At 72.7% G+C, this 13,548-nt stretch carries 12 protein-coding genes; 9 read left to right on the top strand and 3 right to left on the bottom strand.

Features of this window, described 5'->3' with window-relative positions:
• Positions 1 to 49 precede the first annotated feature (49 nt).
• Entirely contained in the window at positions 50 to 1,225 is a 1,176-nt protein-coding gene (locus OG965_RS07905) for a glycosyltransferase (RefSeq protein WP_371650575.1), read from the bottom strand.
• Between the two features lie 58 nt (positions 1,226 to 1,283).
• On the opposite strand from OG965_RS07905, the gene OG965_RS07900 reads away from it, so the two are divergent.
• Positions 1,284 to 2,069, top strand: coding sequence for a glutamate racemase (locus OG965_RS07900; protein ID WP_371650573.1), 786 nt, complete (start codon positions 1,284 to 1,286; stop codon positions 2,067 to 2,069).
• A gap of 70 nt (positions 2,070 to 2,139) precedes the next feature.
• Complete coding sequence (locus OG965_RS07895) at positions 2,140 to 2,718, top strand: hypothetical protein (protein WP_371650572.1); 579 nt, start codon at positions 2,140 to 2,142, stop codon at positions 2,716 to 2,718.
• Between the two features lie 41 nt (positions 2,719 to 2,759).
• On the opposite strand, the gene OG965_RS07890 is transcribed toward OG965_RS07895, so the two are convergent.
• Positions 2,760 to 3,821 (bottom strand): O-antigen ligase family protein, encoded by a 1,062-nt coding sequence (locus OG965_RS07890; protein ID WP_371650570.1) that lies wholly within the window; start codon positions 3,819 to 3,821, stop codon positions 2,760 to 2,762.
• Positions 3,822 to 4,051: 230 nt separating this feature from the next.
• Between OG965_RS07890 and lnt the strand changes: the two genes are divergently transcribed.
• From lnt to OG965_RS07870, 4 genes are all read left to right on the top strand, one after another.
• Positions 4,052 to 5,686: an apolipoprotein N-acyltransferase gene (gene lnt / locus OG965_RS07885; RefSeq protein ID WP_371650568.1), complete on the top strand. Its 1,635-nt coding sequence runs from the start codon at positions 4,052 to 4,054 to the stop codon at positions 5,684 to 5,686.
• A gap of 10 nt (positions 5,687 to 5,696) precedes the next feature.
• Positions 5,697 to 6,176, top strand: coding sequence for an NUDIX domain-containing protein (locus OG965_RS07880; protein WP_371650566.1), 480 nt, complete (start codon positions 5,697 to 5,699; stop codon positions 6,174 to 6,176).
• 56 nt (positions 6,177 to 6,232) lie between these two features.
• Positions 6,233 to 7,036 (top strand): 3-hydroxybutyrate dehydrogenase, encoded by an 804-nt coding sequence (locus tag OG965_RS07875; protein WP_371650564.1) that lies wholly within the window; start codon positions 6,233 to 6,235, stop codon positions 7,034 to 7,036.
• A gap of 131 nt (positions 7,037 to 7,167) precedes the next feature.
• Positions 7,168 to 9,084, top strand: a complete 1,917-nt coding sequence (locus tag OG965_RS07870) for a helix-turn-helix domain-containing protein (RefSeq protein WP_371650562.1) — start codon at positions 7,168 to 7,170, stop codon at positions 9,082 to 9,084.
• Here the strand turns inward: OG965_RS07870 and OG965_RS07865 are convergent.
• Positions 9,074 to 10,441 (bottom strand): MFS transporter, encoded by a 1,368-nt coding sequence (locus tag OG965_RS07865; RefSeq protein WP_371650560.1) that lies wholly within the window; start codon positions 10,439 to 10,441, stop codon positions 9,074 to 9,076. The two genes, OG965_RS07870 and OG965_RS07865, sit on opposite strands and share 11 nt — an antisense overlap.
• A 312-nt stretch (positions 10,442 to 10,753) precedes the next feature.
• Here OG965_RS07865 and OG965_RS07860 point away from each other — a divergent pair, with 312 nt between their 5' ends.
• The 3 genes from OG965_RS07860 to OG965_RS07850 are packed head-to-tail and all read left to right on the top strand — an operon-like array spanning position 10,754 to position 13,512.
• The gene (locus OG965_RS07860) at positions 10,754 to 11,179 is read left to right on the top strand and encodes a hypothetical protein (RefSeq protein WP_371650558.1); all 426 of its coding nucleotides are present in this window, start codon (positions 10,754 to 10,756) and stop codon (positions 11,177 to 11,179) included.
• A 3-nt stretch (positions 11,180 to 11,182) separates the two neighbouring features.
• Entirely contained in the window at positions 11,183 to 12,901 is a 1,719-nt protein-coding gene (locus OG965_RS07855; protein WP_371650556.1) for an alpha/beta hydrolase, read from the top strand.
• Positions 12,898 to 13,512: a hypothetical protein gene (locus OG965_RS07850; protein WP_371650554.1), complete on the top strand. Its 615-nt coding sequence runs from the start codon at positions 12,898 to 12,900 to the stop codon at positions 13,510 to 13,512. Before OG965_RS07855 ends, OG965_RS07850 begins: the two co-directional genes overlap by 4 nt.
• Positions 13,513 to 13,548: the final 36 nt, after the last annotated feature.

Genomic DNA, 13,548 nt, shown 5'->3' with positions numbered 1-13,548 from the left:
CGCGCGTGGGCGCGTTTTTGGCTGCGGAAGCGAGAGGGCACGGCCGGGCTCACCGGTCCGGTGTGGCCTCCGGGCGCGCATAAGTGCGCCCCTTCCATGCCGCCCCGCGCCCCCGGTGGTGCTGGACGGCGGAGTCCACCGTCATCAACAGGTACAGCAGCGCGGTGACCGGCAGCAGCGGCGCGAGCAGCAGCGGCTGCCGGTAGTAGCGCAGCATCGGTACGTACGTCCCGGCCATCACCAGCCACGCGAGCCCACCCGCCCAGCCCGCCACGGCGTCGTCCCGCGCCATCCCGGCGAAGAGCGCGACCGGGGGAGCGAGATAGATGAGCGCGAGCCCCGCGACCGTCCCGAGCAGCAGGGCCGGACTGTGCCGCAGCTGGGCGTACGCGCTGCGCGCGATCATGCGCCACAGGTCGGCGAGGCGCGGATAGGGGCGCACGCTGTCGACGCGCTCCGCCAGCCCGAGCCAGATCCGCCCGCCCGAGCGGCTCACCGCGCGCGCCACCGACACGTCGTCGATGACCGCCTGGCGCACCGACTCCGGAATCCGCGCCCGCTCGGCGGCCTCCGTCCGCAGCAGGACGCAGCCGCCCGCGGCCGCCGCCGTGCGCGCCCGCGGCCGGTTGATCCAGCGGAAGGGGTACAGCTGCGCGAAGAAGTAGACGAAGGCCGGCACCACCAGCCGCTCCCAGCCGCTCGCCACGCGCAACCGCGCCATCTGCGACACCAGGTCGAGCCCGTTGGAGCGGGCCGCGGCCACCAACTCCCGCAGGCTGTCCGGCTCATGGGCGATGTCGGCGTCGGTGAGCAGCAGGTACTCCGGCTCGCGCGCGCGGGCCAGCGCGATGCCCTGGCGCAGCGCCCACAGCTTCCCGGTCCAGCCGGGCTCGGGCTCGCCCGGCTGGACCACGGTCAGCGGCAGCGCGCACTCCTCCCGCGCGGCGAGCGCCCGCGCCAGCTCGCCCGTGCCGTCCGAACTCCCGTCGTCGACCAGGAAGATCTCCGCCTCGCCCGGATAGTCCTGGGCGAGCAGTGTGGGCAGGCTGCGCGGCAGCACCTCGGCCTCGTCCCTGGCCGGTACGACGATGGCGACGTACGGCCAGTCCGGCGGGGCGGAACGGGCGGGCAGGCGCTGGTCGGTGCGCCAGAAGAAGCCCTGTCCGAACAGCAGCCAGAGCCAGCAGAGCAGTGACACCACGGCGATCCATGCGAGGGCGCTCATCCGCCGCAGTCTGCACCACCTGAGCGGGTGCGCAAGGGCGGTCGACTATGGTGACCGGGTGAAGATCGCGCTCATGGACTCCGGAATCGGCCTGCTGGCGGCGGCCGCCGCCATGCGCCGGCTGCGGCCGGACGCCGACCTCGTCCTCTCCTCCGCCCCGGACACCATGCCGTGGGGCCCGCACACGCCCGAGGAGATCGCCGAGCGCGCGCTCGCCGTGGCGCTCGCCGCCGCCGAGCTCCGTCCGGACGCCCTGATCGTGGCCTGCAACACCGCCTCGGTGCACGCGCTTGTGGCGCTGCGCGCCGAACTGGAGCCGCGGATCCCGGTGGTCGGGACCGTACCGGCGATCAAGCCGGCCGCCGCCAGTGGCGGACCCGTCGCCATCTGGGCCACCCCGGCCACCACCGGAAGCCCCTACCAGCGCGGGCTGATCCGCGAGTTCGCCGACGGCGTCGAGGTCACCGAGGTCCCCTGCCCCGGGCTCGCGGACGCGATCGAGCACGGCGACGAGCCCGCCATCGAGCTGGCCATCGCCGCGGCGGCCGAGCGGACCCCCAAGGACGTAAGGGGTGTCGTCCTGGGTTGCACTCATTACGAACTGGTCGCCGAGCGGGTGCGTGCCGCTGTGCGGCAGCCCGGTCTTTCCGCGCCCGGCCTGTACGGCAGTGCCTCGGCCGTCGCCGCCCAGGCGCTGCGCCGGGCCGGCCTGGAAGCCGCCCCGGACGCGGCGCCCACCGGCATGGTGACGGTGCTGCTCAGCGGCCGTACCGGCGCCCTCCCGGAGACCGCGCTCGGCTACCCGGAAGGCCAGCTGCTACAGACGGTCACCGCCGCTCACTGAATGCCGGTCGCCCCGCTCACTGAGAGTGGGGTCACTGCCGGTTCTGTGGATTCTGAGTAGTCTGCTGGGCATGAGGGAATTGCCCCCCGAGCCGCCGGCGCACGACAGCGGTGCCCCGGCGCCCGCCCCGCAGCCGGCGATCTGGACCGGTCGCGCGACCAACCGCGTCCAGTGGCTGCTCGCCGCCGGTGGTGCGGCGTGCATCGCGCTCGGCGTCGAGCTCGCCGTCGACTCCAACTGGACGTCCGGCGTCGCCCCGCTGCTCATGTCGGTGATCGGCTGCGTCGCGGCCGGGCTCCTGGTGATCTACGGGACGCTCGCCTTCGTCCATGTGGCCGTGAAGGTCGACGACGACTCCCTCGAAGTGCGCTGCGGCCACATCGGCCTGCCGCGCCGCCGGATCTCGCTCGACGACGTGGTGGGCGCGGACTTCGCGCCGCGCGTCACCCCGCGCCAGTGGGGCGGCTGGGGCTACCGCTGGCGCCCCGAGAAGGGCACCGCGGTCGTCGTCCGCCGAGGTGAGGGTCTGGTGCTGCGGCTCGGCGACGGCCGTGTCTTCACCGTGACGGTGGACGACGCCGAGGCGGCGGTCCGCGTCATCCGCGACCGACTGCGCCTGCTCGGCGCGGCCAAGCGCGCCGAGGTCTGACCCTCTCGCCTGTCCTCACCCGGATCATCCGCTCATTCACGTCATTCACGCGCGCGTACGACGTGCACCTCCTGTTCCGTCTCCTGCCGTCCGTCCCCGTGCGGTCGCGCCGTCGCCAGGCCCGCCAGCAGGCCCGCGCCCATCGTCACCGGGGTGAAGCTCAGCGCGTTGCCGACGCAGGCGAACGCGGCCAGCGCGGTGAGCGCGGCGCCCGCCGTGAGGACGACGGGTGTGGGCCGGGGCGAGCGCCACAGCGCGTACAGGATCCAGCCGTACGTGACCCCGAGCAGCGTGGCTCCCACCGCGCCCTGCTCGGACGCCTGCTGGAGCAGGGCGGAGTGCGGCTTGCCGGCGGCGACCGGGGACTGCCGGGCCACCGGACTGAGGCTGCCGAACCGGTCGGGGCCGGTCCCCCGCACGGGGTGGTCCTCGGCCAGCTCCACCGCGTCCCGCCACAGCAGCACGCGCTCCGGCGTCAGCTGGCCCTCCAGGGAGACGGTGAGCCCGTCGGGCAGTACGTCCTCGGCCACGGCGACCGACCCCACCGCGACGAGCGCGGCGACCGCCGCGAGCCCCGCGAGGCCCACCGTCCGGTGCCGCATCCGGGCCGCCGCCAGCGAGCACAGCAGTACGCCGAGCGCCGCCGCGCAGCCCGCCGCCGAGCCGAGTGCGAGGGCCGTGCCCGCGCACCCCACGGCGAGCAGCCGCAGCACGAGGCGGACAGCGGTCGTACGGGCCGCCCAGGCGCCGCAGCAGGCCGCGCCCGCGGCGAGCGCGGGAAGCGCGGCCGAGACGCCGATGTGGCCCGGCAGGGGGTCCACGGTGGCGCCGGGGACGCCGTCCCTGGAGGCGTACGCCAGGAGAAGGCCCGCGCTCGCGGCGCAGGTCGCCGCGGCCACGGGCACCAGACTGCCGCTGATCCGGCCCAGCGCGTACCCGGCGGCCACCGCGAGCACCGCAAGGAGCACGCCCTCCGGCCGGGCCTCCCGCCCCGCCGCCGCGACCAGTGACCAGCCCGCGCAGGCGCCCAGCACCAGGACGCCGACGAGATCGGGCCCGGCCCGGCGCTCGGGTGCGGCGGACCGGCCTGTCAGTGCGCTCATCCCCGCCCCCCGCCCCCCCGGCCGTCTGACGGACTGCGCACACCGTAGTGGCGCCGGGCACGATCCGGGTACAGATCGTGCGGAAACGTTCCGGCGGGTGTGCGGTCCGATGTCCGTACGCGTACGGACGTAGTGATCGGGCGCAGATCGACGGTGATCGTGCGGATATGGACGGTTACTGTACGAACTGGTCTGACACGGCCACAGCTCGCGGCCGTAGACTCCGCCGGGTGAGCACGACCACCACCCCCACAGCCGAGCCAGAGCAGCTCGAACCGCAGCCCGCCACCGCCTCGCGCGGCCGCCGGCTGCTGCACCGGCTCGTACGGCCCGCCACGGCCGCGCTGTCCGGGGTGTTCCTGTACCTGAGCTTCCCGCCCCGGCCCCTGTGGTGGCTGGCGGTACCCGCGTTCGCGCTCTTCGGCTGGTGTCTGCGCGGGCGGACCTGGAAGGCCGGATTCGGCCTCGGCTACCTCTTCGGGCTCGGCTTCCTGCTGCCGCTGCTCAACTGGACGGGCGTGGAGGTCGGCCCCGGCCCGTGGCTGGCCCTGGCGGCCATCGAGGCGGTCGGGGTGGCCGCCGCCGGCGCCGGGATCGCGGTGGTCTCGCGGCTGCCCTGGTGGCCGGTGGCGGGCGCGGCGATGTGGATCGCCTCCGAGGCGGCACGCGCGCGCGTGCCGTTCGGCGGCTTCCCCTGGGGCAAGCTGGCCTTCGGCCAGGCGGACGGAGTGTTCCTGCCGCTGGCCGCTCTGGGCGGCACGCCCGTCCTCGGCTTCGCCGTCGTGCTCTGCGGCTTCGGGCTCTACGAGTGCGTGCGCCAGGCGCTGCGCCTGCGCGCCACCGGTGTCGTACGCAAGGGGGCCGCGGCCGCCGCCCTGGCCACCCTCCTCGCCCCGGTCGCCGCCGCCTTCGCCGCGACCCCGCTGGTCAGCGTCGCGGCCGAGAACGGCACCGCCACGGTCGCCGTGATCCAGGGCAATGTGCCGCGCCTGGGCCTCGACTTCAACGAGCAGCGGCGCGCGGTGCTCAACTACCACGTGCGCGAGACCCTGCGGCTCGCCGACCGGGTCAAGGCGGGCAAGGCCGCCAAGCCCGACTTCGTGCTCTGGCCGGAGAACTCCTCGGACGTCGACCCGTACACCGACGCCCAGGCGTACACCGACATCGACCGGGCCGCCAAGGCGATCGGGGCGCCCATCTCGGTGGGCGCGGTCGTCGAGCGCCCCGATGGACAGCTCTTCAACGAGCAGGTGCTGTGGGACCCGAGGACGGGCCCCGGAGCCACCTACGACAAGCGGCAGATCCAGCCCTTCGGCGAGTACATCCCGCTGCGCGGCCTCATCAAGCAGTTCGGTCCGGGCTATGTCTCCATGGTCCGCCAGGACTTCAGCCGCGGCACCGAGCCCGGTGTGTTCGACATGGCGGGCACCGAGGTCGGCATCGCCACCTGCTACGAGGCGGCGTTCGACTGGGCCGTGCGCGACACCGTCACCCATGGCGCGCAGATCATCTCCGTACCGAGCAACAACGCGACCTTCGACCGCAGCGAGATGACCTACCAGCAGCTCGCCATGTCGCGCGTGCGCGCGGTCGAGCACAGCCGGACCGTCACCGTCCCCGTCACCAGCGGGGTCAGCGCGGTGATCATGCCCGACGGGGAAGTCGTCCAGAAGACCGAGATGTTCACGCCCGACTCGCTCGTCGCCAAGGTGCCGCTGCGCTCCTCCGAGACCCCGGCGACCCGGCTCGGCACCGTGCCCGAGTGGGTCCTGGTGGCGCTCGCGGCGGCGGGACTCGGCTGGGCGGTGAGCCGTACCGTACGCGCGCGTCGTGAACCGGAGACCGACGCCGCCGAGTCTCGTTAGGGTCGAGGGCATGGCGACACCAGATTTCATCCGCGAGATCCGGGCCTCGGCCGGCCACCAGCTGCTGTTCCTGCCGGGAGTCAGCGTGGTCGTCTTCGACGACGAGGGCCGGGTGCTGCTCGGCCGGCGCGTGGACACCGGCGAGTGGTCGATCATCGGCGGGATCCCGGAACCCGGTGAGCAGCCCGCCGAGACCGCCGTGCGCGAGGTGTACGAAGAGGCCGCCGTGCGGTGCGTCGTGGAGAAGGTCGTCCTGGTGGACGCGCTGCGCCCGGTCACCTACCCCAACGGCGACCACTGCCAGTTCATGGACATCTGCTTCAAGTGCCGGGCCGTGGGCGGCGAGGCACGCGTCAACGACGACGAGTCCCTGGAGGTCGGCTGGTTCCCGGTCGACGCGCTGCCGGAGCTGGAGGAGTCCGCGCTCTTCCGGATCAAACAGGCGATGACCGATGAACCGACATGGTTCGCGCCTATGACCGAGCGCTGAAGTGTGGGCCCGGACCACATGGGTGGTGGGCGGCCGCACTGCCTAGGGTCGAGAACATGACCGCGCCCACCACACCTGGTCCCGTCCCCCCGTCCATCGAGCTCGACCTGGGCGGCCGCACCGCCCTGGTCACCGGGGCCGCAGGCGGCATCGGCCGGGCCTGCGCCCTGCGCCTGGCGGCCGCCGGCGCCAAGGTACGGGCCGTCGACCGGGACGCCGAAGGCCTCGAAGCCCTGGCCGGACAGGGCGCGGGCCTCGCCGGATCCCTGGAGCCGCTGGTCCTGGACCTGACCGACCTCGAAGCCGCCGAGCAGGCCGCCACCGGCACCGACGTCCTGGTGAACAACGCCGGGCTGCAACTCGTGCGCCCCATCGAGGAGTTCCCGCCCGAGGTGTTCCACACCGTGCTCACGGTGATGCTGGAGGCGCCGTTCCGGCTGATCAGAGGGTCGCTGCCGCACATGTACGGGCAGGGCTGGGGCCGCATCGTCAACATCTCCTCGGTGCACGGGCTGCGGGCCTCCGCGTACAAGTCGGCCTATGTCGCGGCCAAGCACGGCCTCGAAGGGCTCTCCAAGACCGCCGCCCTGGAAGGCGCCCCGCACGGCGTCACCTCGAACTGCGTCAGCCCCGGCTACGTCCGCACCCCGCTCGTCGAGCGGCAGATCGCCGACCAGGCCGCCGCCCACGGCATCCCCGAGGAGCGCGTCCTGACCGAGGTGCTCCTCAAGGACTCGGCGCTCAAGCGGCTGATCGAACCGGACGAGGTCGCCGAGGCCGTCGCCTACCTCTGCGCTCCGCAGGCCTCCTTCATCACCGGCACCTCGCTCGCCCTGGACGGCGGCTGGACCGCGCACTGACGCACCTTCCGGCGCACCCGGACGGTGCCCGCCGCCGCACCACCACCGCACCTCCGCTCCTTGACCGGCGCCTGCCAACAGTTGTCCACAGGGCTGGCGCGGCCGCCCGTACGGCAGGTATCCCTGTGAACATGTCCCACGATCACCCGCAGTCCACCGAGTACGCGGAAGCCCCCTATCTGGAGCTTCTGGCGCGCGGCGCGGCGGCCGAGGCGTACGACCGGCCCGCGCTGCTCGCCCGCGCCGACGGCGCCGGACCCGAGGCGCTGGCCGCCCTGGAGTCCGCCCGGCAGCTCGCCCTGCGGGTCCGCGCCGACCTGGAGGGCAGACGGCGAAGAGAGGCCGAGCTGTCCGCGCTCTTCGAGACCGCCCACGACCTCGCGGGGCTGCGCGACCTGGACGCGGTGCTGCGCGCGATCGTGCAGCGCGCGCGTTCCCTGCTCGGCACCGAGGTCGCCTACCTCAGCCTCAACGACCCGGTGGCGGGCGACACTTATATGCGGGTCACCGAAGGGTCCGTGGCCGCCCGCTTCCAGCAGCTGCGGCTCGGCATGGGCGAGGGCCTCGGAGGCCTCGTCGCCCAGACCGCCAGGCCGTACGTGACGTCGAGCTACTTCGACGACGAGCGCTTCCAGCACACCCGGACCATCGACACCGGAGTGCGCGACGAGGGTCTGGTCGCGATCCTCGGCGTACCGCTGATGCTCGGCAGCAATGTGATCGGCGTGCTGTTCGCCGCCGACCGGCACAGCCGGGTCTTCGCGCGCGAGGAGATCGCCCTGCTCGGCTCCTTCGCCGCGCACGCCGCCGTCGCCATCGACACCGCCAACCTGCTCGCCGAGACCAGGTCGGCACTGGCCGAGCTGGAGCGGGCCAACGAGATCATCCGGGACCACAGCGCGGTTCTGGAGCGCGCCTCCGAGGTCCACGACCGACTCACCGAACTGGTGCTGCGCGGCGGCGGGGTCCACGACGTGGCGAGCGCGGTCTCCGAAGTCCTGGACGGCACGGTCGAGTTCGCCGACGCCGACTCGGCGGCCTTCGCCGCCCTGGAGCTGACCGGTACGGACGGCCATGCGGTCCGCAACGGACGGGACTGGGTGGCCACGGTCGCGGCGGGCGACGAGGTGCTGGGCGCGCTGGTGCTGCGCGGCCACCCGGCGCTCGACCCGGTGGACCGCCGCACACTGGAGCGGGCCGCGATGGTCACCTCGCTGCTGCTGCTGGCCCGGCGCTCGGCGGGCGAGGCCGAACAGCGCGTGCGCGGTGAGCTCCTGGACGACCTGCTGGACGCGCCCGGCCGCGACCCCCGGTTGCTGCGCGACCGCGCCGCCCGGCTGCGGGCCGACCTGGACGCGCCGCACGTGGTCCTCGCCGCCCGCATAGAGAGCCCCGAGGACGGCACGGCGGAGCGGCAGACCGCCGACCGGCAGCGGATGGGCTCGGCCGCCGCGCATCTGGCGGCGACCCGGCACGGCCTGGCCGCGACCCGCGACGGCGGGACGGTGCTGCTGCTGCCGCTCGGCCCGGCCGACACCCCGGCCGAGGTCGCCCGGCAGCTGGCCAAGCAGCTCGGCGGCGCCCTGCACGAGCGGGTCACGGTGGGCGCGTCGGCCCCCGTCGAAGCCCCGGCGGCCCGGCCCGGCGGAATAGCCGAGGCGTACGCGGAGGCGCGCCGCTGTCTGGAGGCGCTGCGGCTGCTGAGCCGCCCCGGCGAGGGCGCGGCCGCCCAGGACCTCGGCTTCCTCGGGCTGCTCCTCGCCGACACCCGGGACATCGAGGGCTTCGTCGACCGGACGCTCGGCGCGGTCGTGGCGTACGACGAAAGGCGCGGCACCGACCTGGTGCGCACCCTCGACGCGTACTTCGCGAGCGGTATGAGCCCCGCGCGCACCAAGGACGACCTGCACGTCCATGTGAACACGGTGGCCCAGCGGCTGGAACGGATAGGCAGGCTGCTCGGGCCGGACTGGCAGTGCCCGGCCCGAGCGCTGGAGATCCAGCTGGCGCTGCGACTCCATCTGATGTCGGCGGCGGTCAGACGCTGACGGAGTCCTCGGAGCGGCTCTCGGCGTCGACCTCCGCCAGGTCGCGGTGGCGGGTCTCCTGGGCGCAGACGAGGGCGATCACCGTGAGGACGGCGGCCGCGATCACATAGAGGGCGATGGGGGTGGAGCTGTCGTAGTCGGACAGGAGGGCGGTGGCGATGAGAGGGGCGGGCGCGCCGGCGGCGACCGAGGCGAACTGGGCGCCGATCGAGGCTCCCGAGTAGCGCATCCGGGTCGCGAACATCTCGGTGAAGAAGGCGGCTTGGGGTGCGTACATCGCCCCGTGGAAGACCAGCCCGACGGTGACGGCGAGGACGAGCTTCCCGAAGTCGGCCGTGTCGATCAGCGAGAAGAAGGGGAACATCCAGGCGCCGACACCCACCGCGCCGATCAGATAGACGGGCCGCCGCCCGATCCGGTCGGAGAGCGCGCCCCAGGCCGGGATCACCGCGAAGTGCACGGCGGAGGCGATCAGTACGGCGTTGAGCGCGGTCTGCTTGGCCATCCCGGCCGACGTCGTCGCGTACACGAGGATGAACGCGGTGATCACGTAGTAGCTGATGTTCTCCGCCATACGGGCGCCCATCGCGACCAGCACGTCACGCCAGTGGTCGCGCAGCACGGCGACGAGCGGCAGCTTCTCCGCCACCCGGTCGGGCTCGGCGGCCTTCCTCGCCTCCGCACGTTCCAACGCGGCCTTGAACAGGGGTGATTCATCGACCGACAGCCGTATCCACAGCCCGACGAGCACCAGCACCCCGGACAGCAGGAACGGCACCCGCCAGCCCCAGGAGAGGAAGGCGTCGTCCGACAGCAGCGCGGTGAGCGCCGAGAGCACTCCGGTCGCGAGCAACTGCCCGGCGGGCGCCCCGGTCTGCGGCCACGAGGCCCAGAACCCGCGTCGCCGCGCGTCCCCGTGCTCCGACACCAGCAGCACGGCCCCGCCCCACTCCCCACCGAGCGCGAACCCCTGCACCAGCCGCAGGGCCGTGAGCAGCACGGGCGCGGCGGAGCCGACCGTGGCGTGCGTCGGCAGCAGCCCGATCGCGAAGGTCGCCCCGCCCATCAGGAGCAGACTCAGCACGAGCAGCTTCTTGCGCCCGACCCGGTCCCCGAAGTGCCCGAAGACCAGCGCCCCGATCGGCCGGGCGGCGAACCCGACGGCGTACGTCAGGAACGACAGCAGAGTGCCGACGAGCGGGTCGGACCCGGGAAAGAACAGCTTGTTGAAGACGAGCGCGGCGGCCGACCCGTACAGGAAGAAGTCGTACCACTCGATGGTCGTGCCGATGAGGCTGGCGGCGACGATGCGGGGGAGGCTGGTGGTGGGTGGGGGAGCGGTTGCAGAGGCGGTCATGGGTACCACTTCCGGGCGGTGGGCGGGGACGGTTGCGTGTCGCCACACCGTAGGAATGGGCAGGTCAGGGGCGTATGTGGTGGGACGCCATAGTTCTGGGGGCGGGTGTGCGTGGGGGCACCATGAGGGGGGTATCGGTGCTGGTTCGGGGGGCGTTTTGGAGGGGCTGTGGTTCGAGGGCGTCGAAGGCATCAAGGAGACGCCGTCGCTGAGCACTTGGATGATCAGGACTGAGTACGCGTACTCATAGCTGGCCTGAATTCGCCCTGTAGCCTGCCGGAAAGAAGATCATCAAGCGGAGGGGCGAACGGCATGTCCACACCTTTCGGTGGTCCCACACGGGGCTTCTGGATCACGCCAGGCGAAGTCCAGAAGGCCGGTGACTCGGCCCGTAAGGTGGCCAAGGACATCCCCGACGAGATCAAGACCCTGTACACGCCGACGGACGCGGCGGTCGCGGGTCTCGCCGGTTTCGAGACCGCCAAGGCGATCGACGACTGCCTGGAGGCGTGGGCGAAGGCGCTGCGCTCGCTGGCGGGCATGGTGGAGGGGGCGGCGGACGCGGTCGGCTCGTCCAGTACGAGCTTCACCCGGGAGGACCACGAGCGCGGGAAGGCATTCCTGGGCTTCGGCCCGTACACGCCGTACGCGCCGGGTGTCACAGCCCCGGGGCACGGCCCGTACACCCCCTACGCTCCGGGAGTTACCCTCCCGCCGGTCTCGAACGGGGGGCACTGACACATGCGGGTCTCTCAACTCCGCGACGCCAAACCGCTTCTGCTGACGGACGCGGGCGACGCCTGGGACAAGCTGGCGGAGAAGTTCGCCACGCACACCACCGACTGCGGCAAATATCTGCACCAGCCCCTCCAGCAGGGGAACTGGGGCGGGATGGCCGCCGAGTCCGCCGCCGACCGGCTCGCCCGGATGCAGCGCGACCTGGTGGTGGCGAAGAAGGAACTCGACGCCGTGGGAAAGGTGTTGAGGGCCTGCGGCGAGGAGCTCGCCGCGCAGCAGGGCAAACTCGCGAACGCCGTGGCGGACGCGACGGGAGCCGGGTACCAGGTCGCGGACGACGGCAAGGTCACCGCGCCGAGCGTCGACACCGGCGGGATGAAGCCCGGCGACGTGGCGATGATGCAGCGCGACCAGGCCACCCGCGCGCAGGGGTACGCCGACCGCATCGGCGACGCCCTGACGGAGGCGCAGAAGGCGGACAAGGAGTACGCGGCGGCGGTCAAGCTCTTCACCGACGCGGCCAACCGCTGTGCGAAGGGCGACTGGAGCGCCGGCTTCGTGGAGCTGGCGAAGGCGGACGAGCTCAACCGCGAGTTGCTGCACGAGCTCGGCATGCCGGACAAGAACGGCTCCCCCGCCTCCGTACAGGCGTGGTGGGCGCAGCTGTCTCCCAGCCTCCAGGCCAAGTTGATCCAGGACTACCCGCAGGAGATCGGCAACCGCGACGGCATCCCGGCCGTCGATCGCGACCGGGCCAACCGGACATACCTGCCGATGTTGCTGAACAGCCTGGAGGGGCAGTACGCGGGAGCGAGCGGGGACGAGGCGAAGGCGCTCAAGGACAAGATCGAAGGGCTGCAGGGCATCAAGAAGCAGCTGTCGGCGGAGGGCGAGCCGCGCCCGTACCTGCTGGGCATCGGCTCGGAGGGCAAGGGCCGGGCCATAGTCTCCTTCGGCAACCCGGACGCGTCGAAGAACGTCTCCGCGTACGTGCCGGGGCTCAACACCAAGCTGAGCGGCCACTTCGCGTCGGCGGACGTGGACCGCGCCCGGAACGTGGCGACCATGGCGAACAAGATGTACCCGGACACCACGACCGCCTCGGTGGTGTGGCTCGGCTACGACTGCCCGCAGCTCGACAGCTTCTCGTGGTCGGCGACGGACGTGATGAGCAAGGACGACGCGAAGGCGGGAGCTCCGGCGTACGACCGGTTCCTGAGCGGCATCAGGGCCACCCACGAGTCCGGCTCGCCGCATGTGACGGCCATCGGCCACTCGTACGGCTCGCTCACGGTGGGCCAGGCGACGCAGCAGCCCGGCGGTATCCCGGCGGACGACGTGGTCCTGGTCGGCAGCCCCGGTGTGGGCGTGAACAAGGCGTCCGACCTGGGTGTGGGGGCGGAACACGTGTACATAGGCGCGGCGGAGAACGACCAGGTCACGTACCTTCCGTCGCCGAACCTCCTGGAGTACGTGGCACCGGGAAGCGAGTACGGCCCGAAGAAGAACTGGTTCGGTACGGACCCCGCGGACAACCACTTCGGCGGTCACCACTTCGCCGTGGCCCCGGGCAAGGACACGGGTCTGACGGGCCTGGCGAAGGGTGACCTCCCCGCGCACGCGCTCTACTTCGACCCCGACGCGGGCGGCGACTCCCTCCCCAACATCGCGAGTGTGGTGACGGGTCACGGTGACCGCATCACGACGACGAGGCCGCGATGAGGCGGGCCAAGGTGGTGGCGTGCGCGGTGCTGATGACGGCGCTGGCGGCGTGCGGGCCCGGCGAGGCCGGGCCCGGGCAGACGAAGAGCGGCGACCAGCGGGTACGGCAGACGCAGAAGGCATCGAAGATGAACATGCAGCAGGCGGGCGAGGGCTCGGAAAAGATCCTGGACGAGACGCTGGCGACGATCCAGCCGCCGCTGAAGTGGGCGTACGGCGCTCCCATGCGGGAGGCATGCAGCACCGACCTCAACGAGCCGACGGGCAGGACGACGGTCACCCGCAGCCGCAACATCCTGACGGTGGTCTCCCCCCACCGCCGCGGCAGCCTCCTGGGCGTGGTCCAGCGCTACTGGGAGCAGCAGGGCTTCAAGGTCACGAGCGTGCGGAACGACGAGTCGATGCCGTGGCTCCGCGCGAGCCGCCCGGACGGCTTCAGCGTGTCGCTGCAGGTGGGGAGCGTGGGGAATGTGTTCATCAGCGCGAGTTTCGGGTGCGCTGAGGACTCGGCCATGACGTATCCGGCCGGGACGCCGGGGCAGCCCGGGGGGCCTCGGGCGGAGGACCTTCGGCCTCGGGAGCAGTCGGAGTTCTGGTCGGCGGCGGGGTGAGGCGGTCGCGTCCGACCTAGGGCCGCCCCGGCCGGG

Origin of the sequence: Streptomyces sp. NBC_00224, from assembly GCF_041435195.1 — a bacterium.
GTDB lineage: Bacteria > Actinomycetota > Actinomycetes > Streptomycetales > Streptomycetaceae > Streptomyces.
Note: the sequence above shows the minus strand (reverse complement) of the source record. Positions and strands in the feature narration are given on the sequence as shown.

What these genes read in the sequence shown, in the direction of transcription:
- OG965_RS07905 (WP_371650575.1), bottom strand. Translation starts at nt 1,225, where the DNA reads ATGAGCGCCCTCGCATGGATCGCCGTGGTGTCACTGCTCTGCTGGCTC.
- OG965_RS07895 (WP_371650572.1), top strand. Translation starts at nt 2,140, where the DNA reads ATGAGGGAATTGCCCCCCGAGCCGCCGGCGCACGACAGCGGTGCCCCG.
- OG965_RS07890 (WP_371650570.1), bottom strand. Translation starts at nt 3,821, where the DNA reads ATGAGCGCACTGACAGGCCGGTCCGCCGCACCCGAGCGCCGGGCCGGG.
- OG965_RS07880 (WP_371650566.1), top strand. Translation starts at nt 5,697, where the DNA reads ATGGCGACACCAGATTTCATCCGCGAGATCCGGGCCTCGGCCGGCCAC.
- OG965_RS07875 (WP_371650564.1), top strand. Translation starts at nt 6,233, where the DNA reads ATGACCGCGCCCACCACACCTGGTCCCGTCCCCCCGTCCATCGAGCTC.
- OG965_RS07870 (WP_371650562.1), top strand. Translation starts at nt 7,168, where the DNA reads ATGTCCCACGATCACCCGCAGTCCACCGAGTACGCGGAAGCCCCCTAT.
- OG965_RS07865 (WP_371650560.1), bottom strand. Translation starts at nt 10,441, where the DNA reads ATGACCGCCTCTGCAACCGCTCCCCCACCCACCACCAGCCTCCCCCGC.
- OG965_RS07860 (WP_371650558.1), top strand. Translation starts at nt 10,754, where the DNA reads ATGTCCACACCTTTCGGTGGTCCCACACGGGGCTTCTGGATCACGCCA.
- OG965_RS07855 (WP_371650556.1), top strand. Translation starts at nt 11,183, where the DNA reads ATGCGGGTCTCTCAACTCCGCGACGCCAAACCGCTTCTGCTGACGGAC.
- OG965_RS07850 (WP_371650554.1), top strand. Translation starts at nt 12,898, where the DNA reads ATGAGGCGGGCCAAGGTGGTGGCGTGCGCGGTGCTGATGACGGCGCTG.